General features: G+C 70.8%; 27 protein-coding genes. 22 read left to right on the forward strand and 5 right to left on the reverse strand.

The window, feature by feature from the left end; translation table 11 throughout:
- Nucleotides 1-88 precede the first annotated feature (88 nt).
- The 7 genes from Q9R19_RS10445 to Q9R19_RS10475 all read left to right on the forward strand — a co-directional run bounded on the left by Q9R19_RS10445 (nt 89) and on the right by Q9R19_RS10475 (nt 4544).
- On the forward strand, nt 89-487 hold the full coding sequence (locus Q9R19_RS10445) for a hypothetical protein (RefSeq protein ID WP_311256321.1): 399 nt from the start codon (nt 89-91) through the stop codon (nt 485-487).
- 122 nt (nt 488-609) lie between these two features.
- Entirely contained in the window at nt 610-867 is a 258-nt protein-coding gene (locus Q9R19_RS10450) for a CopG family transcriptional regulator (protein WP_311256322.1), read from the forward strand.
- Nucleotides 867-1295 carry a PIN domain-containing protein gene (locus tag Q9R19_RS10455; RefSeq protein ID WP_311256323.1) on the forward strand — a complete coding sequence of 143 codons (429 nt, stop codon included), beginning with the start codon at nt 867-869 and terminating at the stop codon, nt 1293-1295. Before Q9R19_RS10450 ends, Q9R19_RS10455 begins: the two co-directional genes overlap by 1 nt.
- Entirely contained in the window at nt 1292-1912 is a 621-nt protein-coding gene (locus Q9R19_RS10460) for a hypothetical protein (protein ID WP_311256324.1), read from the forward strand. The genes Q9R19_RS10455 and Q9R19_RS10460 overlap by 4 nt, the downstream gene beginning before the upstream one ends.
- A 42-nt stretch (nt 1913-1954) precedes the next feature.
- Entirely contained in the window at nt 1955-2332 is a 378-nt protein-coding gene (locus Q9R19_RS10465) for a DUF4870 domain-containing protein (protein ID WP_311256325.1), read from the forward strand.
- 14 nt (nt 2333-2346) lie between these two features.
- Complete coding sequence (locus Q9R19_RS10470; RefSeq protein WP_311256326.1) at nt 2347-3036, forward strand: GNAT family N-acetyltransferase; 690 nt, start codon at nt 2347-2349, stop codon at nt 3034-3036.
- Nucleotides 3037-3158: 122 nt separating this feature from the next.
- Nucleotides 3159-4544 carry a glycine--tRNA ligase gene (locus tag Q9R19_RS10475; protein ID WP_311256327.1) on the forward strand — a complete coding sequence of 462 codons (1386 nt, stop codon included), beginning with the start codon at nt 3159-3161 and terminating at the stop codon, nt 4542-4544.
- Between the two features lie 158 nt (nt 4545-4702).
- On the opposite strand, the gene Q9R19_RS10480 is transcribed toward Q9R19_RS10475, so the two are convergent.
- On the reverse strand, nt 4703-7774 hold the full coding sequence (locus tag Q9R19_RS10480; RefSeq protein WP_311256328.1) for a glycoside hydrolase family 38 C-terminal domain-containing protein: 3072 nt from the start codon (nt 7772-7774) through the stop codon (nt 4703-4705).
- A gap of 18 nt (nt 7775-7792) precedes the next feature.
- Nucleotides 7793-9112 (reverse strand): glycosyl hydrolase, encoded by a 1320-nt coding sequence (locus tag Q9R19_RS10485; protein ID WP_311256329.1) that lies wholly within the window; start codon nt 9110-9112, stop codon nt 7793-7795.
- Nucleotides 9113-9215: 103 nt separating this feature from the next.
- On the opposite strand from Q9R19_RS10485, the gene Q9R19_RS10490 reads away from it, so the two are divergent.
- Nucleotides 9216-9692, forward strand: coding sequence for an adenylyltransferase/cytidyltransferase family protein (locus Q9R19_RS10490; RefSeq protein WP_311256330.1), 477 nt, complete (start codon nt 9216-9218; stop codon nt 9690-9692).
- A gap of 47 nt (nt 9693-9739) precedes the next feature.
- Nucleotides 9740-10411: a hypothetical protein gene (locus tag Q9R19_RS10495; protein WP_311256331.1), complete on the forward strand. Its 672-nt coding sequence runs from the start codon at nt 9740-9742 to the stop codon at nt 10409-10411.
- Here Q9R19_RS10495 and Q9R19_RS10500 read toward each other — a convergent pair.
- Both Q9R19_RS10500 and Q9R19_RS10505 read right to left on the reverse strand, forming a co-directional pair.
- Nucleotides 10393-10572: a hypothetical protein gene (locus Q9R19_RS10500; RefSeq protein ID WP_311256332.1), complete on the reverse strand. Its 180-nt coding sequence runs from the start codon at nt 10570-10572 to the stop codon at nt 10393-10395. The two genes, Q9R19_RS10495 and Q9R19_RS10500, sit on opposite strands and share 19 nt — an antisense overlap.
- A gap of 262 nt (nt 10573-10834) precedes the next feature.
- Nucleotides 10835-12133: a glutamyl-tRNA reductase gene (locus tag Q9R19_RS10505; protein ID WP_311256333.1), complete on the reverse strand. Its 1299-nt coding sequence runs from the start codon at nt 12131-12133 to the stop codon at nt 10835-10837.
- 121 nt (nt 12134-12254) lie between these two features.
- On the opposite strand from Q9R19_RS10505, the gene hemE reads away from it, so the two are divergent.
- From hemE to Q9R19_RS10560, 11 genes are all read left to right on the forward strand, one after another.
- On the forward strand, nt 12255-13268 hold the full coding sequence (hemE, locus tag Q9R19_RS10510) for a uroporphyrinogen decarboxylase (protein ID WP_311256334.1): 1014 nt from the start codon (nt 12255-12257) through the stop codon (nt 13266-13268).
- 49 nt (nt 13269-13317) lie between these two features.
- Nucleotides 13318-14853, forward strand: a complete 1536-nt coding sequence (locus Q9R19_RS10515) for an FAD-dependent oxidoreductase (RefSeq protein ID WP_311256335.1) — start codon at nt 13318-13320, stop codon at nt 14851-14853.
- Between the two features lie 144 nt (nt 14854-14997).
- Nucleotides 14998-15447: a hypothetical protein gene (locus Q9R19_RS10520; protein WP_311256336.1), complete on the forward strand. Its 450-nt coding sequence runs from the start codon at nt 14998-15000 to the stop codon at nt 15445-15447.
- Between the two features lies 1 nt (nt 15448).
- A complete protein-coding gene (locus Q9R19_RS10525) occupies nt 15449-15856 on the forward strand; it encodes a phage holin family protein (RefSeq protein ID WP_311256337.1) in 408 nt (135 codons plus the stop codon).
- Nucleotides 15843-16142, forward strand: coding sequence for a hypothetical protein (locus tag Q9R19_RS10530; RefSeq protein WP_311256338.1), 300 nt, complete (start codon nt 15843-15845; stop codon nt 16140-16142). The genes Q9R19_RS10525 and Q9R19_RS10530 overlap by 14 nt, the downstream gene beginning before the upstream one ends.
- A gap of 58 nt (nt 16143-16200) precedes the next feature.
- Nucleotides 16201-16893 carry a hydrogen peroxide-dependent heme synthase gene (hemQ, locus tag Q9R19_RS10535; protein WP_311256339.1) on the forward strand — a complete coding sequence of 231 codons (693 nt, stop codon included), beginning with the start codon at nt 16201-16203 and terminating at the stop codon, nt 16891-16893.
- Nucleotides 16890-17876: a hydroxymethylbilane synthase gene (hemC, locus tag Q9R19_RS10540; RefSeq protein WP_311256340.1), complete on the forward strand. Its 987-nt coding sequence runs from the start codon at nt 16890-16892 to the stop codon at nt 17874-17876. The genes hemQ and hemC overlap by 4 nt, the downstream gene beginning before the upstream one ends.
- A gap of 5 nt (nt 17877-17881) precedes the next feature.
- The gene (locus Q9R19_RS10545) at nt 17882-18694 is read left to right on the forward strand and encodes a uroporphyrinogen-III synthase (RefSeq protein ID WP_311256341.1); all 813 of its coding nucleotides are present in this window, start codon (nt 17882-17884) and stop codon (nt 18692-18694) included.
- Nucleotides 18691-19674, forward strand: a complete 984-nt coding sequence (hemB, locus tag Q9R19_RS10550; RefSeq protein ID WP_311256342.1) for a porphobilinogen synthase — start codon at nt 18691-18693, stop codon at nt 19672-19674. The genes Q9R19_RS10545 and hemB overlap by 4 nt, the downstream gene beginning before the upstream one ends.
- Nucleotides 19675-20000: 326 nt before the next feature.
- Complete coding sequence (locus tag Q9R19_RS10555) at nt 20001-21323, forward strand: glutamate-1-semialdehyde 2,1-aminomutase (RefSeq protein WP_311256343.1); 1323 nt, start codon at nt 20001-20003, stop codon at nt 21321-21323.
- Nucleotides 21324-21405: 82 nt separating this feature from the next.
- The gene (locus tag Q9R19_RS10560; protein WP_311256344.1) at nt 21406-21852 is read left to right on the forward strand and encodes a hypothetical protein; all 447 of its coding nucleotides are present in this window, start codon (nt 21406-21408) and stop codon (nt 21850-21852) included.
- Nucleotides 21853-21898: 46 nt separating this feature from the next.
- Here the strand turns inward: Q9R19_RS10560 and Q9R19_RS10565 are convergent, their stop codons facing one another.
- Complete coding sequence (locus Q9R19_RS10565; RefSeq protein WP_311256345.1) at nt 21899-23578, reverse strand: ABC transporter ATP-binding protein; 1680 nt, start codon at nt 23576-23578, stop codon at nt 21899-21901.
- Between the two features lie 113 nt (nt 23579-23691).
- Between Q9R19_RS10565 and Q9R19_RS10570 the strand changes: the two genes are divergently transcribed.
- Complete coding sequence (locus tag Q9R19_RS10570; protein ID WP_311256346.1) at nt 23692-24750, forward strand: enoyl-CoA hydratase/isomerase family protein; 1059 nt, start codon at nt 23692-23694, stop codon at nt 24748-24750.
- 150 nt (nt 24751-24900) lie between these two features.
- Nucleotides 24901-26055, forward strand: a complete 1155-nt coding sequence (locus Q9R19_RS10575; protein ID WP_311256347.1) for a glycosyltransferase family 4 protein — start codon at nt 24901-24903, stop codon at nt 26053-26055.
- Nucleotides 26056-26151: the final 96 nt, after the last annotated feature.

Raw genomic sequence — 26151 nt, forward strand, 5'->3', positions numbered from 1 at the left:
TCGATCAGGGATCCCTCTGTAGTGTGACCTCCCGCTCTCCTGTGGCCACAGCCTGTCGAGGGACCGGTGTCTCGGATAGCGTCGAGGCATGCTTCCCGCAGACTGGACCCCGCACCGCCGCGACGACGGCGAGCTGCTCGGCTGGATCAGCCCGGAGGGTGAGGACTGGGTCGCGATCGACGTGCTCGGCCGCACGGCATCCGCCCCGGTCGACTGGCTCGACGCCGAGGCAGCCCTCGACGAGGTGGGACTGGCGTGGCTCGCCGACGTCTGGATGCTGGAGGGCGAGGCCCCCGATCCGCTTCGCGTGCGCTTCGTGGAGGTGACGCCGTCCGACGGCGAGACACCCGGACGCGTCGTGGTGAAGGTGGACGACTTCGGCGACATGCAGCGCCCGCCCTCGGCGCGCTTCACGCTGCCGTGGCCGGCGCCGGATCGCCTGCGGCCTGCGCGCCCCGGCGATCCGGACGGCCGCACGCTCGGCTGAGGCTTCGCGCTGCTCGGATCCTCCCGCGCGGCGGATATCTGCGCCGCGCGGGATGAGCTGCCGCGCGAGGGCGGGCGCCGGACTTCGGTACCACTGTCGGCTCCGATCGGTACCATGATCGCATGGCCATGAATCTGAGACTGCGGCCCGAAGCGGCGGCCGCGCTGAAGGCGGAATCCGAGCGCACCGGTCTCAGCCAGCAGGAGATCCTGCGTCGCGCGGTGGATGAGCATCTCGGACTCGCGGAGAATCGGCACGCCGTGGCGTACCCGGACTGGGTGATTCCCCCGGACAACCCGCCTCGAGTCATCGAACCGCAGTTCCGCCTGGCTGAAGGGATGACCGTCCTGGATCTGATCGATCGAGAGGATCGGGTCTGATGAGGCTCATCTACGTCGACACGAGTGCTGCGCTGAAGCGAGGTCTGCCCGAGCCGGAGTCCCGTGCGCTGGTCCGCGAGATGGCGGGCGCCAGTTCGAACGGAGTGCTGTTCGTGACTTCGCAGTTGACGAGAGTCGAGATCGCACGTGCGCTGAAGAGACGCTCGGTCGAGCTGATCGCAGATCCTGCGGAGGCGTTCACGAACATCATGGACGGCATCGGCCAGGCTCCGATCACGGAGCTCGTCATCGAGTTCGCGCGTTCGATCGGAACACCGTTGCTGCGCTCACTCGACGCCGTGCACTTGGCGACAGCGACCGCGCTGGCCGCGCACGAGCTGTGGAGCTACGACGTCCGCATGTGTGACGAGGCGCGTAAGGCGAACATCCCAGCCCGCATGCCCGGACGTGATTCCATGGAGGCATGAGCGACGCGCGTGAGCAGGAGCAGCATCCGGTCGAATCCGCCTACCACGCCCGACTTCCCATCGGCGAGCGGATGGATGCCACGGCTCTCACCGAAGGGCTGCCGTGGGCGTTCGAGCAGATCACGATGCGCCCGCTGGAGCCGATGCTCGTGCCCGAGCAGCCGCGCGGCGGGGAGGTCGACCCGCAGAGCTGCAACACCTGCAAGCCCAGCCCGCACATCATCTGGCAGGACGAGCACTGGAAGGTCAGTGCCGGGTGGGAGTTCAGCGGGCTGCCGTTCCTCGGCGCCATCGCGCCCCGTGAGCACTGGCTGCTCGAGAACGCGCCGCACGAGGTGCTGGCCGCCTACGGTCCGCTCATGCAGCGCATCTCGCAGGCGGTCAAGAGCATCCCCGGCGTCGCGCGCTGCCACTTCGCGCGCTGGAACGACGGCTCCGCGCACCTGCACCTGTGGGCGCTGGCCCGTCCCGCCGGCATGATGCAGGGCCGGGGCGCGGCGCTCGCGTTCTGGGACGACATGCTGCCGCCGATCCCGGTGGAGATGGGGGAGGAGCACCTGCGCATCGTCGCCGACGCGCTCGCCGCAGGCGGCGGCGAGACGTTCCCGCATCGCTGAGCATTCGGGCGAGCCGCCGGGCCGGACCGCTAGTGTGAGCGCATGAGCAACGTGCCACCGCCGCCGCCCGGTCCGTACTACGCCGCGCCGCAGCCCATGAGCCCCTCCGACGAGAAGATGTGGTCCGTGCTGGTGCACATCGGCGGCATCTTCCTGGAGTTCTTCGCAGCGCTGATCGGCTATCTGCTCCTCAAGGATCGCGGGCCGTTCGTGCGGGCGCACACCGCCACGGCACTGAACTTCCAGCTGACGCTGCTGATCGCCTTCGTCGTGGGCGGTGTGCTGGCGATCGTCGGCATCGGCGTGCTGATCATCATCGCGGCCGCCGTGCTGAACGTCGTCTTCAGCGTCATCGCCGCCGTGAAGGCCGGCAACGGCGAGTTCTACCAGTACCCGATGTCGATCAAGTTCTTCAGCTGAGGCAGACTGGGTTCGTGCGCACGATTCGAGATCTCGACACTGTTGAACTGATCATCGATGCCCAGGAGCTGCTGGACTCCATCCGCGGCCCCGAACGCGTCATCGACGCCGGCACGCTGCGCGCGCTGCAGCAGTCGGGCAACTACGTCGTGGGGCTGTTCGACGACTCCGAGGGCGCGGAGCGCATGGTCGGGGCGTCCGTCGCGTTCTTCGGCGTGCCCGCCCGCCGCACCATGCACTCGCACATCACGGCGCTGCTGCCGGAGTACCGCGGCCGCGGCTGGGGGCGCGAGCTCAAGGAGCACCAGCGGCAGTGGGCGTTCTCGCGCGAGGTCGGCCGGGTCACCTGGACCTACGACCCGCTCGTCGCCCGCAACGCCCATTTCTTCCTCACCGTGCTCGGCGCCCGCGTGACCGGCTACTCGGTCAACCGCTACGGCATCTTCGGCGGTGGAGACGCGGGCGACGAGAGCGACCGGCTGGACGTGGAGTGGGCGCTCGCCGACATCGCCAGGCCCCCGGCATCCGATGCCGTGGTCGCGACCGTCGAGATCCCCTCCGACGTCGAGTCGATGCGGGTTTCGGATCCGGATGCCGCGCACCAGTGGCGTCTGCGCCTGCGCGCCGACATCGAGGAGCAGCTCGATCAGGGCCGGCGCATCGCCGGCTTCGACACCGACCGGGGCTACCTCTTCACTGCGTGACCCTCATCGCGACGCGGGCGACGCGTCGCGTGAGGAGATCGCGCTCGCAGCGCCGCGGATAGAATGGTGGCGCCCGTGTTCACGGGCACCACACCCCGCAGCATGCGACCATTGGAGCCACCGTGGCCGAACAGTCCCGTCTTGACAAGGTCATCGCCCTCGCCCGCCACCGCGGGTTCGTGTTCCAAGCGGGTGAGATCTACGGCGGTTCCCGTTCGGCATGGGACTACGGGCCCCTCGGCACCGAGCTGAAGGAGAACATCCGGCGGCAGTGGTGGCAGACCTTCGTGCGCGGACGCGGCGACATGGTGGGCCTGGACTCGTCGATCATCCTCCCCAAGCGCGTGTGGGAGGCATCCGGCCACGTCGCCACCTTCAGCGACCCGCTGGTGGAGTGCCTGCAGTGCCACAAGCGCCACCGCGAGGACCACCTGATCGAGGCCTTCGTGGCCAAGAAGAACCGTCAGCCCGAGAACGGCATGGCCGACATCGTGTGCCCCGACTGCGGCACGCGCGGCAAGTGGACCGAGCCGAAGTCGTTCTCCGGTCTGGTGAAGACGTACCTCGGCGTCGTCGACGACGAGACGGGCCTGTACTACCTGCGCCCCGAGACCGCGCAGGGCATCTTCGTGAACTTCTCGAACGTGCTCACCGCGTCGCGCAAGAAGCCGCCGTTCGGCATCGGCCAGGTGGGCAAGGCGTTCCGCAACGAGATCACGCCGGGAAACTTCATCTTCCGCACCCGCGAGTTCGAGCAGATGGAGATCGAGTACTTCGTGCCGCCGGCCGAGGCGAAGGAGTGGTTCGAGCACTGGGTACAGGCGTGCTGGGACTGGTTCATCGATCTGGGCATCGACCCCGAGAACATCCGGCAGTTCGACGTGCCGAAGGAGGACCGCGCGCACTACTCCGCCGGCACCATCGATGTGGAGTACCGCTTCGGCTTCCAGGGCTCGGAGTGGGGCGAGCTGATGGGCGTCGCCAACCGCACCGACTACGACCTGTCCAGTCACACCGAGGCGTCCGGTCAGTCGCTGACGTACTTCGACCAGGCATCCGGCGAGCGGTACACGCCCCACGTGATCGAGCCGTCGTTCGGACTGACGCGCGCGATGATGGCCTTCCTCGTCGACGCCTACGTGGAGGAGGAGGTGCCCAACGCCAAGGGCGGCACCGACACCCGCACGGTGCTCAAGCTCGACCCGCGCCTGTCACCGGTCAAGGTGGCCGTGCTGCCGCTCTCGCGCAACGAGCGCCTCTCGCCGCTGGCACGGTCGGTGGCCGACAGCCTGCGGGGGCAGTGGACGGTCGACTTCGACGACGCCGGCGCGATCGGCCGCCGCTACCGCCGCCAGGATGAGGTGGGCACCCCGTTCTGCGTCACCGTCGACTTCGACTCGCTCGACGACGACGCCGTGACCGTGCGCGACCGCGACACCATGGGCCAGGAGCGCGTGCCGCTGGCCGAGTTGCAGACGTACCTCGCCGAGCGCCTGCGCGGCGCCTGATCACCGCGACTCCGTCGCGCGGCGCCGCCCCTCCGACCTGAGGCTGAGAACAGGAGAACGGCCCGGAACCGAAGAATTCCGGCGAGAATCTTCCGGTTCTCGGCTGTTCTCCTGTTCCGGGCAGCGTCACTCAGGGAGAGGGGAGCGGGTGCTGCGGCTCAGTCGCGCGCGATGCGCAGCGTGCGCACCTCGAACGGGTGCAGCGTGAGCTCACCGCCGGTGCGCGGCGACTCCAGTTCGTCCTCGATCAGGCTCACCTCGCGGATGCCGCTGTGCTCGAACCCGACGTCCAGTGCGCCGCGCGTGCGGCGGCCCAGCGACTCGTACACGCGCACGATCACGTCGCCCGAGCGGTCGTCGGCCAGCTTCACGCTCGAGACGACGATGCCCTTGCCGGTCGCCGAGACCAGCGGCTCGACCTCGTTCCCGCCGCGCACCACGTGTGCGGGAGCGTTCAGGCGGATGCCCTCGGCGGTGGCGATCTCGGCATCCGCTCCGATCACCAGACCGACCTCGATCTCGTGGTGGCCGTGATCCGTGTCGGGGTCGGGGAACCGCGGCGCGCGCAGCAGGGACAGGCGGATGGTGGTGGTGACGTCGTCGCCGTCCACGTCGCGGCTGGTGTCGTAGCCGTAGATCGAGTCGTTCACCAGCGCGACGCCGAAGCCGTCATCCTCCTGCGCGAGCACGAAACGGTGCATCGAGGTCTCGAACTTCGCGGCCTCCCAGCTGGTGTTCACGTGCGTCACCCGGCGCTGGAAGCCGAACTGCGTCTCGGCCAGGGTCTCGCGGGCGAACAGGTCGAGCGGGAAGGCGAGCTTGAGGAGCTTCTCGGTCTCGTGCCAGTCGATGTCGCAGCGCAGCAGCACCGTGCGCGAGCCCGGGGGCAGCATGATCGTCTGCGTGATCTCGGATTCGGAGAACGCGCGCTTCACCGTCACGACGGCGGTGCCGTCCACGACGGATGCCTCGATCGACGACACCGCGGTGAGATCCTCGACCCGGTTCTTGTAGTACCGGTCGATGTCCCAGGCATCCCACATGTTCGGGAAGTCCTGGTGCAGCTGGAACAGGTTGGCGGGCTTTCCGGCAGGGATCGTCTCGCGGCCGGATGCCGTGTCGATCGCCGAGGCGATCAGGCCCTCGGGCGAGATCGTGACGGTGACGAGGTCGTTGGAGAGGATGAAACCGTCAGGCGCCTCGGTGAGGGTCGCTCCGACTCGCGTAGCGGGTCCTGAGCGAGCGGAGCGAGTCGAAGGGCGCTCAACGCGTTTCGTCTCGCCTGCGGCTCGCTCAATGACCGGGGAACCGTCGACGAACGCCGCACCGAGCGCCTGCCCGCCGCCGACGGAGGTCGGCGTGAACACCAGTTCGCGCTCGCCCTCGCCCGCCAGCGCCTGACGTGCCGCGGTCGACAGCTTCTCAGCATCCGACAGCACATCCGAGAGCACCTCGACAGCCTCGCGGTGCACCCACGCGATCGACGTGCCGGGCAGGATGTCGTGGAACTCGTGCAGCAGCACCAGCTGCCACAGCCGGTCCAGTTCGTCGTGGGGGTACTCGGAGCCGAGCCGGACGGATGCTGTCGTCGCCCACAGCTCGGCCTCGATCAGCGCCTGCTCGGCCCAGCGGTGCAGCGCCTTGGTGGCGTGCTGGCTGGTGAGGGTACCGCGATGCAGCTCCAGATACAGCTCGCCGACCCAGACCGCGGGGTCGGTCAGCTCGGCCTTGGCGTCGTCGAAGAAGGCATCCGGATGCTTCCACTCGACCTGCGCGGCGCCCTCCAGCGACGCCATGCGCGCGGCCTTGCCGGTCATCTCGCGGGTCGTGCCGCCGCCGCCGTCGCCCCAGCCGACCGGCGCTATCGACATGGTGGCGACCCGGTTCTCCTTGAACTGGCGGGAGGCCTTGGCGACCTCCATCCCGCTCAGCTGGGAGTTGTAGGTGTCCATCGGCGGGAAGTGCGTGAACATGCGCGAGCCGTCGATGCCCTCCCACAGGAACGAGTGGTGCGGGAACACGTTGCGCTGGTTCCACGAGATCTTCTGCGTGAAGAACCACTCGAAGCCGGCCCGGCGCATCAGCTGCGGCAGGGCGGGCGAGTAGCCGAAGCTGTCGGGCAGCCAGACGCCCTTGGAGCGGATGCCGAACTCGCGCTCGAAGAAGCGCTGGCCGTACGAGAACTGGCGCACCAGCGACTCGCCGGTGGGCATGACCGTGTCGGACTCGACCCACATGCCGCCCAGCGGCAGGAAGCGCCCGGCGGCCACGGCATCCTTCACCCGGGCGAAGACCTCGGGGCGGTGCTCCTTGATCCAGGCGTACTGCTGCGCACTGGACATGCCGTACAGGAACTCGGGCTGCTCGTCGATCAGCGTGGTCATGGACGACGTGGTGCGAGCCACCTTGCGGATCGTCTCGCGCACCGGCCACAGCCAGGCTGAGTCGATGTGCGCGTGGCCGATCGCGGCGATGCGGTGGGCACTGGCATCCGCCGGCGCGGCGAGCACATCGGCGAGCTGCTGGCTGGCGAGGGGCGCGGTCTCGACGATGCGCTGCAGGTCGAGCACGTCGAGCGCGTCGTCGAGCGCCTGCAGGATGCGCATGCGCCGGGGCGAGGTCTCGGGCAGCTCGGCCTGCAGTTCGAGCAGCACCTCCAGGTCGAGGGACAGGTCGAACACCGCCTCCTCGAACACGGCCAGATCCATGTGCCGCACGCGATACAGCGGCTCGGGGGAGGAGGTGCGGATGTCGCCCTCCTGCGTCGGCAGGAACGGGTGGTAGTCCAGCAGCACCGGGTTCGAGGCGCCCTCCAGGTAGAACTCCACCGCATGTCCGGCGGCGGCATCGATCGGCAGCCACTGGTTTCGCGGGTTGATGCTCTTCAGCGGCGTGCCGTCGGGGCGGTAGGCGAGAGCCTCGCACTGGAACCCGGTCATGTTGATGTCGAAGCCGAGGTCGATGATCGCCTCGACGCGCTTGCCGGCCCATTCGGCCGGGACCTCACCGCGCACGCGGAACCACGTCGTGCCCCAGGCGGGGCCCCACATGCTGCCGGCCTCGAACGGCTGGTACTCCAGTGCGAGGCCCTCGGCGGGAGTGATCGGCTCGCCGGGCAGTGCGTGCGCGGAGATCTCCAGCGGCACTCGGACGGAGTGGATGGCGGGACGGACGCGCTCGGTGAGGACGCGGTTCACGCGGCCGACGGTGAGCGAGGTCTCTTCGTGCACGGTGGCGCTCCTTGCGATTCAGGCGGAGGCGGAGGGGCCGACGACGGTGTTGCTCGACGCGTAGGTGCGCGATCCGGTGGCCAGGTCGGGGCGGATCAGCTCGGTGATGCCCCGGTTCGCGAGCATGGCGGCATCCGCGGCATCCGTCGAGGTGATGAAAGCCGGATCCGCACCCGCCTCGCACGCGTCCACCCAACTCTGGAAGATCGCGCCGCCGGGACTCATCGCGGCGCGGCTGACGGGGAGGTCCGTCTCGTCCACCTCGATGACGATGCCCAGCGTGCGCGCCGGGGCGGGACGGCGCTCGCGCAGCTCGGGGATGATCTCGGCGAAGCGACGGCCGATGGATTTCGCGGCACCGCCGTTCTCGATCAGCCCCAGCGAGTACTCCAGCTCGGGGAAGTCGGCCAGCGCCCTGCTCACGTCGTGGGAGCACCACCAGGTGATGCCCCACAGGTTCTCGGTGCGCACGGCGCTGCGCACCGTCGCCTCCAGGAAGTCCGGAGTCTCGGCATCCGCAAGACAGTTCGACGGCGCCCCCACTTCCTGCAGCCAGGTGACGCGTCCGGGGTCGGTCGCGAACGCGCGAGAGAGCTCGATCAGGTACTCGGCGTGACGATCGGATGCCGTGGAGCGCCCTCCGTAGCGCTGTGCGGTGCCGTTGAAGATCCAGGAATGCACGGTCGTCATCGCCCCCAGCCGTGCGGCGAGGGCCGGCGTGAACGCATGGCCATCCAGGTACCAGGCCACGTCGTACTCGCTGTGCACATGCTGCCGATCGGGGGCGCTGCGCTCTGCGGCATCCAGCAGCGTCGTGATCCAGTTCTCGGCGTCAGCGGTGGTCAGCGGCCACGGCGACGGGTGCACCGAGGCCGAGAACTGGTTGGTCTCATTGCCGGTCGTGAAGCCCAGGAAGCTGTCGGCATCCGCCAGCGCCGCACCCAGCCGCTCGACCAGAGCCGCCTGACCGCTGAGCGCCTCCGGGTGCGTGAACATGTTCTTGTCGTGCCAGGTGTACAGCCAGGACGGGATGAAGTCGAAACTCGACAGGTGCCCCTGGATCACGTCCACGCTGGCGTCCAAGTCGAACTCGGCCGCAGCATCCACCACGGCGCGCACATCGGCGACGGCCTGCTCGCGGATCAGCGTGCGGTTGGGCTGCAGCACTGGCCACAGCGGGAAGATGCGCACATGATCCAGACCCAGCTCTGCCAGACCGGCGAAGTCGCGGCGGACGTCGTCCAGGTTCAGAGACAGCCACGAGTGCATCCAGTCCTTCGACGGCGTGTAATTGGCGCCGAAGCGCACGGGGGCGCCGGGGTCGAGCGTGGTCGGCATGCTGGCATCGTACCTGCGGGTGCGTGGGCGGGGAGGTGTGTGCGCATCCACGCCCGATAGAATCCTTGTGATGCGCTGTGGGGGCGCGGCGAAGGGATGCAGGATGACGGATACCGCTGTGAAGAAGCACCAGGACTACAACCCCGGACCGCGGATCGGGATCACGTTCTCGACCTTCGATCTGCTGCACGCCGGGCACATCATGATGCTCGCCGAGGCCAAGCGGCAGTGCGACTATCTGATCTGCGGCCTGCAGATGGATCCGACGCTCGACCGCCCCGAGAAGAACGCCCCGACGCAGACCGTCGTGGAGCGCTACATCCAGCTGCGCGGCTGCGAGTACGTCGACGAGATCGTCCCGTACTCCACCGAGCAGGATCTCGAGGACATCCTGCGCTCCTTCAAGCTCGACGTGCGCATCGTCGGCGACGAGTACGAGAACCGCGACTTCACCGGCCGCGAGTACTGCGAGGAAGCCGGCATCGAGCTGTACTTCAACAGCCGCAACCACCGCTTCTCCAGCTCGGGTCTGCGCAAGATCGTCGCCGCCAAAGAGGCAGAGCGCGTCGCTCGCGGCTGACGCGTTCTTTCGGATGCGCGACGGCGCCCGCGGGTAGGGTGGCGGGCATGGTCGATGTGGATGCAGGTGTCTCGGATGCTGCGTCACGCAGGCGCACCTGGATGCTCGGCGGCGGGCTGCTGACGGCATCCGCTCTGCTGCACCTGTGGGCGACCTCCGTGCCCGGCGCCGGCGGCTTCGAGTTCGTGCCCGACCTGCTCTTCACGGCCGGACTGGTCGTCTTCGCGATCGGACTCGGCGCATCGGGCAGCGTCACCGCGCGACGACCACTCGGCACGGTCGCGCTGATCGCTCTCGCGGTGTGGCTGCCGGCCGCGCCGCTGCTGCAGGAGCTCATCGTGCCGTCGAACCCGATGGGCGACATGGTCGACGGGAACGCCGGGGCGCAGCTGATCGGGATGGTCGGGATCAGCACCGAGGTCGTCTCGCTGGGATTGGCGCTGATCGCCGTGGTGCAGATCGGCCGGATCGGAGTGATTCCGCATGCGTGGAGGTGGGCTCCGCTGTGGGCGCTGGCCGCTGTCGTGGCCATGCGGCTGCTGAGCGTGGGACTGCTGATGGGTCCCATCGAGGCGGTCGATCAGAACGCGCTTGTCGGAATTCTCAGCCTGCTCGGCTTCCTCGGGGTCTGCGCGGTCGGATTCCTCGGCGTGCTCGCGATCGTGCTGGCCGCCCGCCCGGTGCGTGGGACGACGCGGGTCTACAGTTCCGGGCAGTGAGCGGTCAGCCGGAGATCTATCTCGTCGAGGTCTTTGATGTACAGGCATCCGACGCCGGTGGTGTGCGGCCCGAGGGCGGCGAGTTCGTCGGCGTGGGTGGCCGTCGACTCCAGGTAGATCGTCGATGCCGCCCTGCGCGGCGCGAATGCCAGCAGCGGCATGTCGCCCTCGGTGCCGGTGGGGTAGCGGTAGTGGCGGCTGCCGAAGCCGACGATTGCGTTCTGACATGCGGGTCGCCGTTGACAGCCGCGATCTCGGCGGCATGCATCCAGTGTCGCCTGCCGAGACCATCGTCGTGTGCGCCTGCCGCGGAGATGTGCGCTTCGCGCGGAGAGAATCCGGGAAATCCTCCGCGGCAGGAGCACTTCTCCGCGGGAAGCGCACGGCCACGGGCCAGGGCACCGAAAGGCAGAGGTCCGGCGGTCAGGCGATCTCGGATGCCGATGACGTCGCGCCCGCGGCATCCGGAACCAGCCCGTACAGCGTCTGCAGCGCGGAGAGGAACTCGTCGCCGCGACCGTCGGCGGCCAGCTCGTGGGCGCGGGCGGTCGGGGTGTGCAGCAGCACGCCGGCCAGGTGCCGCATGGCCTGCTCGACCAGCCCGTCCTCGTCGCCACGGTTCCGTGCACGCTCGATCTCGGCCTCGAGCAGACCGAAGATGTGCGTGCGCAGCGCCACGACACCAGGCGTCACGGCGGCGCGGGAGCCCACCGTGTGGAAGTCCTCGGCCGCCTCGCGCACGATAGCGCGAGCGGCATCCGTCGCCTGCAGCTCCTCGAGCGGCGCGTGCAGGCGGATGGTCTCAAGATCCAGCAGCGCGACGCCCTCCAGCTGGGCGACGGCGGGATCGACATTGCGCGGCATCCCCAGATCGATCACCAGCTGCGATGACGAATGTGCGACAGGGCAGGTCACCTGGGTGGCTGAGCCGACGGAGGCGGCACCGCCCGCCGGCCGCTCCAGCTGCGCCGGGCCCAGCACCGGCTCGGTGGCGGTCGTGCAGGTGATCAGCAGAGACGAGCGCCGCGCGACCGCGGCATAGTCGTCGGCGAGCACAGCGCGGATGCCGTGCTTCTTGGCGAACAGCTCGGCCCGCCCCGAGGGCGAGTAGACCGAGATGTCGGACGCGCCGCGCTCGCGCAGCGTGGCGAGCGTGACCGCGGCGTAGGCGCCGGTACCGACCAGCAGCACCCGCTCGGCGTCCCAGTCGGCGATCCGGCTGTCGGCGAGCTCCAGCGAGAGCCGCACCAGGGAGCGGCCGGCGCGCTGCAGCGCCGTAACGTTCTTCACCTTGCGCTGCGCCTGGCTGGCGCGCTGGAAGAGGCGCTCGAGCGCGGGCGAGGTGGTGCCCTGCTTGCGGGCGCTGGTGAGCGCGCGCCGCACCTGACCCGCGATCTCGCCCTCGCCCGAGACGACGGATTCCAGACCGGATGCCACCGCGAACAGGTGCTCGGCGACGCGACGGTCCTCGATCACGCGGTACGAGCCGTCGAGGTCGGCGGAGGGGATGCCGGTGGCCTGCGCGACGACATTCAGCACCGCACCCGCGTCGAACCCGTCGGTCTCGACGTAGGTCTCGAAGCGGTTGCAGGTGGCGAGCACGACGGCTCCCTGCGCGCCGGCTTCGACCAGGGTCGGGGCGACGGTGTCGGGGTTGCGGCTGAGGCGTTCGAGCAGGTCGAAGGTGGCGGTCTTGTGACTCGCCGTGACGCAGAGCAGCACGCTGACAGAGTACGCCTCGTCGCTATGGACGACCTCCGAGGCGGTGCCCGCGTGCCTGGGTCGCTGAGCCTGTCGAAGCGTCGCTGACCGCGTGCATAGCCTGCGCTGGAAGAATCGGAGCATGAGTGATCTGATGCGCGCGCTCGCCGGTGAGACCGTCGAGCGAACCCCCGTCTGGTTCATGCGGCAGGCGGGGCGGTCGCTGCCCGAGTACCGCGAGCTGCGGGTCGGCACGCGGATGCTGGATGCCTGCCTCACCCCCGACCTCGCAGCCGAGATCACCCTGCAGCCGGTGCGCAGGCACGGCGTGGACGCCGCGGTGTTCTTCAGCGACATCGTGATCCCGCTGCGCCTGGCCGGCGTCGAGGTGGAGATCGAGCCCGGCCGCGGACCGGTGTTCGCGAACCCCGTGCGCACCGCCGGCGACGTGGCGCGCATCACCGCGATCGACCCCGCCGACCTCGACGGCACCGCCATCGCCGAGGCGGTGCGCATCGTCACGACCGAGCTGGGCGAGACCCCGCTGATCGGCTTCGCCGGGGCGCCGTTCACGCTGGCCGCGTACCTGATCGAGGGCGGCCCGTCCAAGGAGCATCTGCGCGCCCGCGCGATGATGCACGCCGACCCGGAGTCCTGGGCGCAGCTGGCCGGCTGGCTCTCCCGCGTCTCGAGGCGGTTCCTCGAGATCCAGCGCGACGCCGGGGCATCGGTCGTGCAGCTGTTCGACTCCTGGGCCGGGTCACTCAGCCCGGCCGACTACCGCGCGCACGTCGCGCCGCACTCGCACGCCGCATTGGACGGGATCGGCGTGCCCAGCATCCACTTCGGCGTCGGCACTGGCCCGTTCCTGGCGGATATGAAGCTCGACGGCGCAGCATCCGCCGTCGGGGTGGACTGGCGGATGCCGCTGGACGACGCGGTCGCCGCGCTCGGACCCGACGTCGCCGTGCAGGGGAACATCGATCCCGCGCTGCTGCAGGCCCCGTGGCCGGTGCTCGCGGGGCATGTGCGCGACGTGATCGCTCGCGGACGCGGCGCGAGGGGGCACATCCTCAATCTCGGACACGGCGTCCCGCCCGAGACCGATCCCGACCAGCTGACCCGCATCGTGCGCCTCGCCCACGGCGAGCTCTGAGATCCCGGCGCCAGGGCGACGCCCGAGAACCGGATGAAATGATGGATCCATGAGCTCCGAGCATCCGGCCGACCTCGCCGCCCGCGCCGCCGAACAGCACGTCGTCGTGATCGGCGGCGGCATCGGCGGACTCGTCGCAGCGCGTGAGTGCGCGAAGCTCGGCATCCGAGTGACCCTGCTCGAGGCCGAGGCGCAGCTGGGCGGCAGCATCCGCTCCGCCGAACTCGACGGCATCGTCGTCGACGCCGGTGCCGAGAGCTTCGCCACCCGCGGCGGTCATGTGCGCACGCTGGTCGACGACCTCGGCCTCTCCGACGCGGTCGTCGCTCCGGAAGGCGGCGGTGCCTGGCTGAGCGGCATCCCGGACGCCCCGGATGCCCCGCTGCCGAAGGGCGGACTGCTCGGCATCCCGGGCAATCCGTTCCAGGAGGACGTCCGCGCGATCATCGGCTGGCGCGGTGCCTGGCGCGCGCACCTCGATCGGCTGCGCCCGCCGCTGACCATCGGCCACGAGCGCAGCCTCGGCAAGCTCGTCACCACGCGGATGGGCGCGCGCGTGCGCGACCGCCTGGTCGCCCCCGTCACAGCCGGCGTCTACTCGGCGCAGCCCGAAGACGTCGACGTCGACGCGGCCGCCCCGGGGCTGAGCGCTGCTCTCACCCGGGTCGGATCGCTCAGCGGCGCCGTGCTCAGCCTGCAGGGCGAGCGGGCAGGCAAGGCGCCGGGAGCCGCCGTGCTCGGAATCGACGGCGGCATGGGCCGTCTCGTCGACGCCCTCCGCGCCGACCTGGAGAAGCTCGGCGGCGACGTGCGCACCGGCTCCCGTGCCGTGCGACTGGCACGCGACGGGGAGGGATGGACGGTCGAGCTGGCTGCGAGCGCTGCGGATGCCGCCGGGGCTGCGCCTGCGCCTGACGCGGAGGGCGAGCTGCCGTCTGCGACCCCGCCGTCGGCACCCCAGGAGCCGCCCGCATCCGACCCGCTGGCGGCGACGGCCGTGGTGGTGGCGACTGCCGAACCCGCTGCACGCGAGCTGCTCGCACCTCATCTCGCGGGATTGAGCGACCCGGGCGCCGCACCGGAGATCGAGATCGTCACGCTGCTGCTGGATGCTCCGGAGCTCGACTCCGCCCCGCGAGGCAGCGGCGTGCTGACGGTGCCGGGCAGCCGCACGGCCAAGGCCCTCACGCACTCCACGGCGAAGTGGGGCTGGCTGCGCAGGGCCGCCGCCGGCCGGCACATCGTGCGGGTCTCCTTCGGTGCGCAGGGGGAGGACGCGGCGACCGCTTCGCTCGACGACGCTGCGGCCGCCCGGCTGGCCCTGTCCGAGGCATCCGCCCTGCTCGGTGTCACGCTGCGGCCCGAGCAGCTGCGCGCCGCCCATCGGGCGCGCTTCGTGCAGTCCCAGCCGACCTCGCTGATCGGGGCGGCCGCACGTCGTGCGGCGGTCCGCGAGCGCGTGCGCGAGACGCCGCGGCTGGCAGTGGTGGGCGCGTGGCTGTCGGGCACCGGACTGGCGCAGGTCGTGCCGGAGGCGATCGCCGAGGCCGAACGGCTGCGCGGGCAGCTGCTCTGGGCGCGCTGACAGACACCGCCATACTCCAGCACCGCGGTGCGCGCAAGGGTAGATGCCGAATCGGGAATATGCGACTACCCTGGAACACGATCGTTCGGGGGCAAGACGGTTCCGCCTCTGGCGAAGACGCCGCAACAAGGTCAGGAGGCTCCCATGAAGGGGAAGATCGGACTCGTCGTCGGGCTCGGCGCCGGATACGTGCTCGGCACGCGCGCGGGGCGCGAGCGCTACGAGCAGATCAAGACGCAGTGGCTGAAGCTGTGGCACCTCGATCCGGTGCAGAAGCAGGTCGTCCGCGTGCAGGAGATCGCCAAGGCCCAGGCGGCCGCCGTGCCCGGCGCCCTGTGGACCGGCGCTGTCAAGGTGGTCAAGGCGGTCTCGAACGCCGGGACGGCCGAGCAGCGGTTCAACTCGGGCGTGGATGCGGTCAAGCAGGCCGCCGGAGATGTCGTCGACGCCGCATCCGACGCCACCGCCCGCGGCGTCGAGCAGGCCGACACGACCACGGCAGCGACGCAGCCCGCGGCGAGCAGGCCCGCCGCGCGCAAGAGCACGGCGAAGGCCTCGGGCGCTGCGAAGAAGACGACGTCAGAGGCGGAGTGATATGACCCGCGGATACCGCGACCGAGCCGATGACAGCCTGCTGACGCTGCTGGGCGACCTGCCCGAGCTGGTGCGCAATCTCGTCACCGCCGAGATCAACGCCGCCAAGGCGTGGGTGTCGCGCACGGCGAAGGATGCCGGCATGGGCAGCCTGTGGTTCGTCATCGTGCTGTTCCTGTTGTTCTGGGCGATCCCGGTGCTGCTCGCCTTCGGCATCATCGGCCTGGCCTCGTGGTGGCCGGCCTGGCTGGCCGCGCTCGCCGTGTTCGTCTTTCTGCTCCTGGCGATCGCGGTGTTCGCGGTGCTGGGCGTGCTGCGCTTCCGCAAGGTCGTGAAGCGCGAGAACCCGGGGCAGGCCATCGCCACCGACGTCCGGCTGATGAAGGAGTCCGACGATGACCACCGCTGAACCCAACCGCACCCCGCTGCCGGGCACCCCGCTGTCGCGCACCGTGGTCCCGTCGGGGATCGTCGATCCGGTGGCATCCGCTCGCGCCGAGCTGAAGGCGGCACTGGCCGCGATCGAGATCAAGGGCAACGTGCCCCGCCGGGTCGAGCAGGCGTCGCAGCGCGGCATCCGCAGGGCCCGCGCCTTCGCCCAGCGCAACCCGATCGGGGCGGCCGCCGCCGTGACGGGCGCCGCCGCCGTCGTCGGCGGGCTGGTCTGGGTGATCGCCCGCGCGATCTCGCGGTAGTCCGGGTCGGCGCTCCGGCGGTTACGCCCTGCCCCGCGGAAGGGGGCAGACTGGAGGCATGCCGGAAGCTCGTGATGTGACCCCCTCCGAATCCGCCGCCGCAGGTTTCACCCTGTGGGCCGTCTGGGGACGGAACCCCGCCTCGCCGGTGACGGCCACGGATGCCGTCGAGCTGGAGACCATCGTCGCCGACATCGAGGCGTCAGGCGTCGCGGTGCGCGGCTTCTACGACGTCAGCGGGCTGAAGGCCGACGCCGACCTGATGGTGTGGCTGCACGGCGACACCGCAGAAGAGCTGCAGCGCGCGCTGCGCCGGCTGCGCCGCACCGACCTGCTGCGCCCGCTGCTGCCGGTGTGGAACGTGATGGGCATCCATCGCGACGCCGAGTTCAACCGCGCGCACGTGCCCGGGTTCCTGCGCGGCGTTCCCGCCAAGGGCTGGCTGTGCCTGTACCCGTTCGTGCGCACGCCCGAGTGGTACCTGGCCTCCGACGACGACCGTCGCCGCATGCTCGCCGATCACGGACGCAAGGGCGCCGCGCACCGGGGCGTCACCGCGAACACGGTCGCGGCCTTCGCGCTCGGCGACTACGAGTGGCTGCTGCCGCTCGAGGCCGACGATCCGACCGAGCTGGTCGATCTGATGCGCGACCTGCGCTACACCGAGGCCCGCCGCTACGTGAAGGAGGAGGTGCCCTTCTACACCGGGCGCCGCCTGCGGCTCGACGAGATCGCCGACGTGCTGCAGTGACCGCCCCGATCCGTCTCGGCACCCGCCGCAGTGCGCTCGCGCAGGCGCAGTCCGGGCACGTGGCCGACGCCCTCGCGAAGGTCGCCGGCCGCCCCGTGGAACTCGTGCCGATCGTCTCCGAGGGGGACACGAACCGGGCATCCCTCTCCGTGATCGGCGGGACCGGCGTCTTCGCCAACCGGCTGCGCGAGGCGCTCGCGGCGGGGGAGTGCGACATCCTGGTGCACTCCCTGAAGGACCTTCCGACCGAGCAGCCCGACGGCTTCGTGATCGCCGCCACCCCGGTGCGGGCGGATGCGCGCGACGTGGCGATCACCCGCGACGGCACGCCGCTGCACCAGCTGCCGCGTGGTGCGAAGGTCGGCACGGGTTCTCCGCGACGCATCGCGCAGGTGCGCCGCCGTGCGCCGCACGCCGAGATCGTCGACATCCGCGGGAACGTGGACTCGCGTCTGGAGCGCGTCGCCTCGGGCGAACTGGACGCCGTGATCCTGGCCGCCGCCGGGCTGAGCCGACTCGGCTCGGAATCGACCTTGCAGCGCGAGTACCTGGGACTGGCGGAATGGCCGACCGCGCCGGGACAGGGCGCGCTGGCGGTCGAGACGCGGACGGATGCGCCGGCCGAGCTTCTGGCGGCTCTCGCCGAGCTGGATGACGAGGACACTCGCATCGCGGTGACCGTGGAGCGCGCGATCCTGGCCGGATTGGACTCCGGATGCCAGGCGCCGATGGCCGCTCACGCACAGGTGACGGGCGACAGCATCCGCGTTCGCAGCGCCGTCTACGACCCGAACGGGACCGGTCGGATCGGACTCGACGTCACGGAGTCCCTGAACGGGGGGTATATTCGTCGGAACGGCAGTGGCAACGGAGCAAGTGCTGCCGATGGTGCAGACCCGATGCACGCGATCCGCGATATCGGCATGTCTGCGGCCCATCGGCTGCTCGAACAGGGAGCGGCCGACCTTCTCCCGCGAGAGTGATCCTGATGACTGCTTCCGAAACGAAAACGCACCGGCCGCTGGACGGCTGGCGAGTTCTGGTGCCCCGTGGGGGGCCCTGGGGCGACAGCGTCGCCGCCAGCCTGCGCACGCAGGGAGCAGTTCCCGTGGTCGCCCCGCTGATCAACTTCGCCCCCACCACCGACCAGGATGCCCTGGATGCCGCCCTCGAGCGCCTGCAGGAGGGCCACTACGACTGGCTGACCGTCACCAGCGCGACCACCGTCGACGTGCTGTTCGCGCACCGGGTCGACGTCCCGCGCCGCACGAAGATCGCCGCGGTCGGCGAGACCACCGCCGCCGCTCTGCTCGCCGTCGGCTACGACGTGGCGCTGGTGCCCGAGCTCGACAACTCGGCGGCCGGAATGGCAGAGCAGATGATCGCGCTCGAGCCCGAGCCGCGCCGCGTCCTGTCGCTGCGCAGCGAGATCGCCAAGCCGGTGCTGTCGGTGATGCTCAGCGAGGCCGGTCATGACGTCGACAGCGTGGTGGCGTACCGCACCGTGGGCGTGCCGGTCACCGATCGCATCCGCCGCGACGTGGAGAACGGCCGGATCAACGCGATCCTCATCACCAGCGGCTCGGTCGCCAGCCAGGTGCGCGAGCAGTTCCCCGAGATCCCCGACTCGACGCTGCTGGCCGCGATCGGCCCGCGCACCGCCAAGGACGCGCAGAAGGCCGGCCTGCCGATCTCGGTCGTGGCCGACAAGCAGACCGTCGACGCCCTGATCGAGACCGTCTCGCACTTCACGCTGCCGCACGCGGCCGACGAGTTCGCCGCGGACGAGTTCACGTCGTGACCGGCTATCCCGGCACCCGGCTGCGCCGGCTGCGGCAGTCCGCCCCGGTGCGCGCGCTGGTGCGGGAGACCTCGCTGGAGGCGCGGCAGCTGGTGCTGCCGATGTTCGTGCGGGAGAACCTGTCCGAGCCCGCCGCGATCGGCTCCATGCCCGACGTGGTGCAGCACTCGCTGGACTCGCTGCGACGGGCGGCGGCGGATGCCGCGGACGCGGGCATCGGCGGGGTCATGCTGTTCGGCATCCCCGAGGTGCGCGACGCCGACGGCACCGGTGCGGACGACCCGGCCGGTATCCTGAACGTCGCGACCGAGGCGGTCGCGGCCGAGGTGGGCGACGCGCTCGTCGTGCAGACGGACCTGTGCCTGGACGAGTTCACCGACCACGGGCACTGCGGGGTGCTCGGCGCCGACGGCGGCATCGACAACGACGCGACGCTCGACCGCTACCGCTCCATGGCGCTCGCGCAGGCGCGCGCGGGGTCGCAGCTGCTCGGACTGAGCGGCATGATGGACGGCCAGGTCGCCGCGATCCGCGAGGCGCTCGACACGGAGGGCTTCCAGGACACGCTGCTGCTCGCCTACGCGGCCAAGTACGCCAGCGCCTTCTACGGGCCGTTCCGCGAGGCCGTCGACTCCCAGCTCACCGGCGACCGCCGCACTTATCAGCTCGACTCCGGAAATCGTCGCGAGGGCGTGCGCGAGGCGCTGCTCGACGTGGACGAGGGCGCCGACATCGTGATGGTGAAGCCTGCGATGGCGTTCCTGGATGTGCTGCGCGAGGTGCGCGACGCCGTGGACGTACCGGTGTGGGCGTACCAGGTCTCGGGCGAGTACGCGATGATCGAGGCCGCCGCCGCGAACGGCTGGATCGACCGTCGCGCCGCGATCCTGGAATCGCTGCTGTCGATCCGCCGTGCCGGCGCCGACGCCGTGCTCACCTACTGGGCTGTCGAGGCCGCGCGGTACCTCCAGGGTCTCTGAACGCACGCGTCGGGCGCTGCGGGCGCGTCGCCTGCTGTGCCGCGGTCTGCGGTCCGCGAGATGCTTTTCGCCGGTGCGCACGCCTTCCCACCGACGTTTTCCATCTTGCCCGGGTGTTGCCGGATGGAAAGTGCTGGTGCGGAGGTGTGCAGGCCGACGTTTTCCATCTCGTCCCAGTGTTACCGGATGGAAAGCGCTGGTGCGGAGGTGTGCGGGCCGACGTTTTCCATCGCGCCCAGGTGCTGTCGGATGGAAAGCGCTGGCAGTTCGACCCGCGCAGGCCGACCTGGGGCGTGCGCATAGTCGACATCCGTAGGCTGAACCGCATGACCGACCGCAATGACACTCTGTTCGACGCTGCCCGCGCGGTGATCCCGGGCGGGGTGAACTCGCCGGTGCGCGCGTACGGCTCCGTGGGCGGGACGCCTCGCTTCCTGGCATCCGCCCACGGCGCGCACGTGATGGATGCCGCGGGCGCGGAGTACATCGACCTGGTGGCGTCCTGGGGCCCGGCGCTCCTCGGACACGCGCACCCGGAGATCGTGCGGGCCGTACAGGATGCCGCGGCCCGCGGTCTGTCCTTCGGCGCCCCCACCGGGGGAGAGGTCGAGCTGGCCCAGCTGATCGCCGACCGCGTGCAGGTCGGCGACGCCCGCCCTGTGGAGCGCGTGCGCCTGGTGTCGACGGGCACCGAGGCCACGATGACCGCCATCCGCCTGGCCCGCGGCGCCACCGGCCGGGACCTGCTGGTGAAGTTCGCCGGTCACTACCACGGCCACTCCGACGGCCTGCTGGCCGCCGCAGGTTCCGGCGTCGCCACGCTCGCGCTGCCCGGTTCGGCCGGCGTGCCGGCTGCGATCGCGGCCCAGACCCTGGTGATCGACTACAACGACCCAGATGCCCTGGCGGCGGTGTTCGATGAGCACGGCGACCGCATCGCCGCGGTGATCGTCGAGGCGGCGTCCGCGAACATGGGGGTGGTCGCGCCACTGCCCGGCTCCAACCGGCTGGTCGCCGAGACCGCGCACGCGCACGGCGCGCTGATGATCCTGGACGAGGTGCTCACCGGGTTCCGTGTGCATCCGGCCGGGTACTGGGGCCTGCAGCAGGATGCCGGCGAGCAGTACCTGCCCGACATCGTCACCTTCGGCAAGGTCGTCGGCGGCGGGATGCCGCTGGCCGCGCTCGGCGGACGGGCCGAGATCATGGAGCTGCTGGCCCCGGTCGGTCCGGTGTACCAGGCGGGCACCCTGTCGGGGAACCCGCTGTCGGTCGCGGCGGGACTCGCGACGCTGAGACTCGCGACGCCCGAGGTCTACGCGAAGGTGGATGCCGCGGCATCCCGCCTGGCCGATGCCCTCGACGCGGCGCTGACGGATGCCGGGGTGGCGCACTCCGTGCCGCGCGCCGGGAATCTGTTCGGCGTCGCGTTCGCCGCCGAGGCCCCGACGACCTATGCGGAGGCGCAGGCCCAGGAGGCATTCCGCTACGCGCCGTTCTTCCACGCCATGCGCGAGCAGGGGATAGCGCTGCCGCCGAGCGTGTTCGAGGCCTGGTTCCTCACCGCCGCGCATGGCGACGAGGAGCTCGCCGCGATCGAGGCCGCGCTGCCCGCGGCGGCGGCCGCCGCAGCATCCGCCGTCGCCTGATCTCGAAGACGGATCGGGGATCGTTGCCGCCTTGTGAGCAAGTCGCCGTCAACTTGCCGGAGTGCGCTGGCAGACTGGGGGAATGGTGACGCTGCTGCTGGATCAGACGCGACTCGAAGTGGTCCTGTCCCCGATCGAGCGCGCGTCGACGTTCCACCGCGAGAACGTGCGCGTGGAGCGCGAGCACATCACCCGCGTGCAGCTCACCGACGACGCGTGGACGTGGCTGCGCGGTGTGCCGGGGCCGGGAACGTACATCCCCGGCATCCTGGCGGCCGGCACCTGGAAGGGCGCGGGCACCACCGACTTCGTGCTGATCCGCAAGCGGCGGCCGAGCGTGGTCGTCGACCTCGAGGGCGACGACAAGTATCAGCGACTGGTGCTCACCACACGGCACGGGCTGGCGCTGATGCAGGCGCTGCGCCTGGAAGTGAGCGCCGAGCCCGCCGACGTCACCGAGATCGCCACGGGATCCGTGCCGGTGGCCACGCCGCGCAAGCGGCCGGTCATCCGTCCCCGCCCGGCCTGACCGACGCGCGGCGGGTCAGTCGCCGGTCGGGTCAGTCGCGTTGCGGTCAGTCGCGGTGCTGGTCGTCGTCGCGCACGGATGCCTCGGTCTGAGCCTGTTCGTCAGCGGCATCCGCCCCGCTGCCGTAGGGATAGTCCGGCGCCGGACCGCTGAAGAAGCGGCTGGCCGCGCTGGAGAGCGAGGCGCGCATAGCGGCGAGACGCGGGTCGTCCGCCGGCAGGTCGTCGACCACATCGTCGTCATCGGGGTCGGAGGACAGCGAGGGCGTGGACACCGGGATCGCCTCGGTCGGCGGGGCAGCGCTCGCCGCCTCCGGCGAGGAGGCGGATGCCGGGATGCCGGTGATCAGCTCGGTGAACGTCGCGGTGTCGCTGAGCGGCGAGATCCGCAGCGCCCCGGTGGCGTGCGGCAGGATGCCGGGCCGCTGCTGTTCGGACTCGGGCTCGGGCTCGTGGTGCTGGGCTTCCTCCGTGTCGGGCTCGGCGGCCTGACCGGCCTCAGCGCCCTGACCGGGCTCGGCGTCCTGATCGGGTTCGGCGCCGTCGACCGTCGCTTCTTCGTCGGCATCCGCGTCTTCGGCGCCCGCGTCGACCACCGCATCCGGGTCGGCCACGGCATCCGGGTCGGCCACGGCATCCGGGTCGGCCACGGCATCCGCGTCGGCACTCACGTCCTCGGCGACGGCGACCTCTTCGACGGGAGCGTCCGCGGCGGCGTGCGAGTCCTCAGCGACCACGCTCGCGGTGTCATCACCTTCGGGCGCCGGCGCGGCCGGGGCATCCTCCGCATGCGCGACGCGATTGGCCACCTGATCCAGTCGCGGACTGTCCGCACGGCGCCCGTACACCAGATCGAGGAACACGTCCTCCAGGCTGGGGCCGCGCTGCTGCAGCAGCGTGAGGGGCACACCGGCCGCCGCGGTGATGGCGCCGACGGCGGCGGCATCCGAGTCGCGCACGGTCACGCCGGAGCGCAGCACGTCGAAGTTCAGCTTGGCGGCGGAGAGCGCGGTGATCAGCTGCGCCCGGTTCTCGGCATCCACGATCACAGCGCCGCCGGTGGGGTCGGCGAGCTTCTCGATCGAGCCGGAGAACACCGCCCGGCCCTTCGAGAGCACCACCACGTCGTCGGCGACCTGCTCGATCTCGCTCAGCACGTGTGACGAGACCAGCACGGTGCGCCCCTCATCGGCCAGGCGCCGCATCAGCAGGCGCATCCAGCGGATGCCCTCGGGGTCGAGCCCGTTGGCCGGCTCGTCGAGCACGAGCACGCCCGGGTCGCCCAGCAGCGCGGATGCCACGGCCAGGCGCTGCCGCATGCCCAGCGAATAGCTGCCCAGGCGGGTGTCGGCGTCGTCCTGCAGGCCGACCAGCTGCAGCACCTCGTCCACGCGGGACGTCGGGATGCCGTTGGCCTTCGCCGCCGCCAGCAGCTGGCGGGTGGCGGTGCGGCGGGGACGGTAGGCGGCCTCCTCGAGCACGGCGCCCACGGTGCGCAGCGGTTGACGAAGGTCGGAGTACGCGGAGCCGCCGATGGTGGCGGTGCCGCTCGTGGGGCGCACCTGGCCGAGCAGCATCCGCAGCGACGTGGTCTTGCCGGCGCCGTTGGGGCCGAGGAAGCCGGTGACCGCACCCGGCTCGACGCGTACGGAGAGGTCGGCGACCGCCGTCACGGCGCCGAAGCGCTTGGTGACGCCGTTGAACTCGAGCACCTGTCCTTCGGGCATGGTGTCCTCTCCCTGTCGCGGACGGTTCCTTCCATTGTCTCGGAAAACCCTGTGAATCAGGGTTTCCCGCGCAGAGATCGGGTAGATGCTCCACTCGGAGTAGCCTGACGGACGTGACTGATGCCGAAGCCGCCACTGTCCTGGTCCGCACCGAGAACTCGCTCGGACGGGTGACGCTGAACCGCCCGCGGGCGATCAACGCACTCGATCTGGACATGATCATGCGCATCACCGAGGCGCTGAAGGCGTGGGCGCACGACCCCGACATCGAGACCGTGCTGATCGACGGAGAGGGTGAGCGGGGGCTCTGCGCGGGCGGTGACGTGCGGGCGCTGTACGAGCAGCTGCTCGGCGGACATCCGGGCGGGGTGGCGGAGTTCTTCCGTGCCGAGTACGCGATGAACGCACTGATCGCGGAGTACCCCAAGCCCGTGGTCGCCTTCGCGGACGGCATCACGATGGGCGGCGGCATCGGCCTGGCCGGTCACGCGGCGGTGCGGATCGTCACCGAGCGCTCCAAGCTCGCGATGCCCGAGACGCGCATCGGCTTCACCCCCGACGTCGGCGGCACCTGGCTGCTGGGTCGCGCCCCTGGCCGGCTGGGCGAGTACTTCGGGCTGACCGGGCAGAGCATGACCGGAGCGGATGCCGTGCAGCTCGGCTTCGCCGATCACTACGTGCCCTCCGACCGCCTGGACGCCCTGCGCGAGGCGCTGGCCTGGCGCGCGGATCCGGGCACGCCGAACGAGCTGGTGCTGCTGTTCGACGAGACACCCGACCCCTCACCGGCGCTCGCCGCGCGCGGCTGGGTCGACGCTGCGTTCTCGGCCGGCACCGTGGGCGAGATCGCGTCGCGCCTGCGGTCGTCGGATGAGCCGGATGCCGCGGCGGCGCTCGCCGTGCTGGGTGAGCTCGCCCCGACCGGACTGGCGGTGACGCTGGATGCCGTGCGCGAGGCGCGCCAGATGCGCAGTGTGCGCGACGCGCTGGAGGGCGAGTACCGCCGGATCATGTGGTTCGCCACGCACCCGGACATGGTCGAGGGCATCCGGGCGCAGCTGATCGACAAGGATCGCGACCCGAAGTGGAACCCCGCGACGATCGCCGACCTGCCCGAGGACGCCGGCGCCCTCGCCCGCGAGTTCGTGCCGGACGTGCCGCTGTTCGACTGAGCGCCGCCCGCATCCACGTCGCGGGTCCCGAATCGCGGTCTCGACGTGGGTGAGGTCGCGAAGCGGGACCCGCGAACGGGCAGAGGAAGGGTGGCCGGCCGCATGAGCCCGCAGTATGGGCCCCGCGAAGCCGCGAATAGACTCGCTGGCATGCGATCCGGTTCTGCTGTCCTGCTGGTGTGCGACTATTCGCTGGCCTATCTCGGCGGCGCGCAGACCGCGTTCGTGCGGCAGGCCAGGGCGCTGGCCGACGAGGGCGTGCCCGTCGTGGTGCTGGCTCCGGATGCCGATGGGCTCACGGCCGACGGTGTGGTGACCGTCGCGCTTCCTCGCCGCGGGACGGTCCCGGTTCTGGACCTGCCGCTGCTGGGCCGGGCCCGTGACCTCGAGCCGCTGGTGGCCGCGACGGCGCGCCGACACGATGTGGGTGCGATCATCGTGCACTCCGAATTCGCCCTCGCGGCGGCCGCGCTCGCTGCGGGTGAGCGGCTCGGAATCCCGGTGCTGCACACCGTGCACACGTTCTTCTGGCGGGCACCCGCGATGCTCGCGCCATTCGCGCCGGTGGTCTCCCGCGTGCACGGTGCGCTGACCGGCATCCGCGCCGGTGATCGCTTCACCGGCAGCCATGCGCTGAACAACGCCCTGCGCACCATGACCCTGCGCATCGCGCAGCGCGCGGACGTCGTGCTCTCCCCCTCTCGCCATCAGGCCGACGCGCTGCGCGCTGCGGGAGCCGGACGGGTGGAGGCGTTCTCGAACGTGGCGCAGCCGCTGCAGATCAGCGAGCCCGCGCCCGGCGGTCCGCTGCGGCTGCTGTGGGTGGCGCGCTTCGCGCCGGAGAAGCGCGTGGAGGTAGCGCTGAATGCCATGAGCCTGGTCGTGTCGCGCCTCGGCGAGGGCCGCGTGCACCTGGACGTGGCCGGCGGCACGCATCGGGCGGTGCCGGGTGTGACGTTCCACGGGCCGGTGTCCGGCGAGTGCGTGGCGGAGCTGATGGATGCCGCGGATGCCGCGCTCATCACCTCACTGGGCTTCGACAATCAGCCGATGGTGGCGCTGGAGGCGTTCGCGCACGGCCGCCCCGTGATCGTGAGCGACCCTGTGCTGGCCACCGAGTTCGGGGATGCCGCGCTGGGCACGCCGACGCCGGATGCAGCGGGCCTGGCCGAGCTGATACTGCGCCTGGAGGCCGACCGCTCGCTGCTGGATGCCCCGCGTGCCGGCGCCGTCACCTATGCGAGCGAGCGCGTCGCCGCCGCCCACGTCGCCAGGCTCCGGGAGATCATCGCGTCCGCACGCTGAGCGGTGTTCGCGGGTCCCACTTCGCGGGCTCACGCGCCGTGAGGCCGCGAGTCGGGACCCGCGAAGAGCAGGACGCCCCGATCCCGACGAAGTTTC

The sequence above is a fragment of the Microbacterium sp. ARD32 genome, assembly GCF_031844385.1.
In the GTDB taxonomy this organism is placed as follows: Bacteria; Actinomycetota; Actinomycetes; order Actinomycetales; family Microbacteriaceae; genus Microbacterium.

What these genes read in the sequence shown, in the direction of transcription:
- Q9R19_RS10445 (WP_311256321.1), top strand. Translation starts at nt 89, where the DNA reads ATGCTTCCCGCAGACTGGACCCCGCACCGCCGCGACGACGGCGAGCTG.
- Q9R19_RS10450 (WP_311256322.1), top strand. Translation starts at nt 610, where the DNA reads ATGGCCATGAATCTGAGACTGCGGCCCGAAGCGGCGGCCGCGCTGAAG.
- Q9R19_RS10455 (WP_311256323.1), top strand. Translation starts at nt 867, where the DNA reads ATGAGGCTCATCTACGTCGACACGAGTGCTGCGCTGAAGCGAGGTCTG.
- Q9R19_RS10460 (WP_311256324.1), top strand. Translation starts at nt 1,292, where the DNA reads ATGAGCGACGCGCGTGAGCAGGAGCAGCATCCGGTCGAATCCGCCTAC.
- Q9R19_RS10465 (WP_311256325.1), top strand. Translation starts at nt 1,955, where the DNA reads ATGAGCAACGTGCCACCGCCGCCGCCCGGTCCGTACTACGCCGCGCCG.
- Q9R19_RS10485 (WP_311256329.1), bottom strand. Translation starts at nt 9,112, where the DNA reads ATGCCGACCACGCTCGACCCCGGCGCCCCCGTGCGCTTCGGCGCCAAT.
- Q9R19_RS10490 (WP_311256330.1), top strand. Translation starts at nt 9,216, where the DNA reads ATGACGGATACCGCTGTGAAGAAGCACCAGGACTACAACCCCGGACCG.
- Q9R19_RS10495 (WP_311256331.1), top strand. Translation starts at nt 9,740, where the DNA reads ATGGTCGATGTGGATGCAGGTGTCTCGGATGCTGCGTCACGCAGGCGC.
- Q9R19_RS10500 (WP_311256332.1), bottom strand. Translation starts at nt 10,572, where the DNA reads ATGCCGCTGCTGGCATTCGCGCCGCGCAGGGCGGCATCGACGATCTAC.
- hemE (WP_311256334.1), top strand. Translation starts at nt 12,255, where the DNA reads ATGAGTGATCTGATGCGCGCGCTCGCCGGTGAGACCGTCGAGCGAACC.
- Q9R19_RS10515 (WP_311256335.1), top strand. Translation starts at nt 13,318, where the DNA reads ATGAGCTCCGAGCATCCGGCCGACCTCGCCGCCCGCGCCGCCGAACAG.
- Q9R19_RS10520 (WP_311256336.1), top strand. Translation starts at nt 14,998, where the DNA reads ATGAAGGGGAAGATCGGACTCGTCGTCGGGCTCGGCGCCGGATACGTG.
- Q9R19_RS10525 (WP_311256337.1), top strand. Translation starts at nt 15,449, where the DNA reads ATGACCCGCGGATACCGCGACCGAGCCGATGACAGCCTGCTGACGCTG.
- Q9R19_RS10530 (WP_311256338.1), top strand. Translation starts at nt 15,843, where the DNA reads ATGACCACCGCTGAACCCAACCGCACCCCGCTGCCGGGCACCCCGCTG.
- hemQ (WP_311256339.1), top strand. Translation starts at nt 16,201, where the DNA reads ATGCCGGAAGCTCGTGATGTGACCCCCTCCGAATCCGCCGCCGCAGGT.
- Q9R19_RS10545 (WP_311256341.1), top strand. Translation starts at nt 17,882, where the DNA reads ATGACTGCTTCCGAAACGAAAACGCACCGGCCGCTGGACGGCTGGCGA.
- Q9R19_RS10555 (WP_311256343.1), top strand. Translation starts at nt 20,001, where the DNA reads ATGACCGACCGCAATGACACTCTGTTCGACGCTGCCCGCGCGGTGATC.
- Q9R19_RS10560 (WP_311256344.1), top strand. Translation starts at nt 21,406, where the DNA reads ATGGTGACGCTGCTGCTGGATCAGACGCGACTCGAAGTGGTCCTGTCC.
- Q9R19_RS10565 (WP_311256345.1), bottom strand. Translation starts at nt 23,578, where the DNA reads ATGCCCGAAGGACAGGTGCTCGAGTTCAACGGCGTCACCAAGCGCTTC.
- Q9R19_RS10575 (WP_311256347.1), top strand. Translation starts at nt 24,901, where the DNA reads ATGCGATCCGGTTCTGCTGTCCTGCTGGTGTGCGACTATTCGCTGGCC.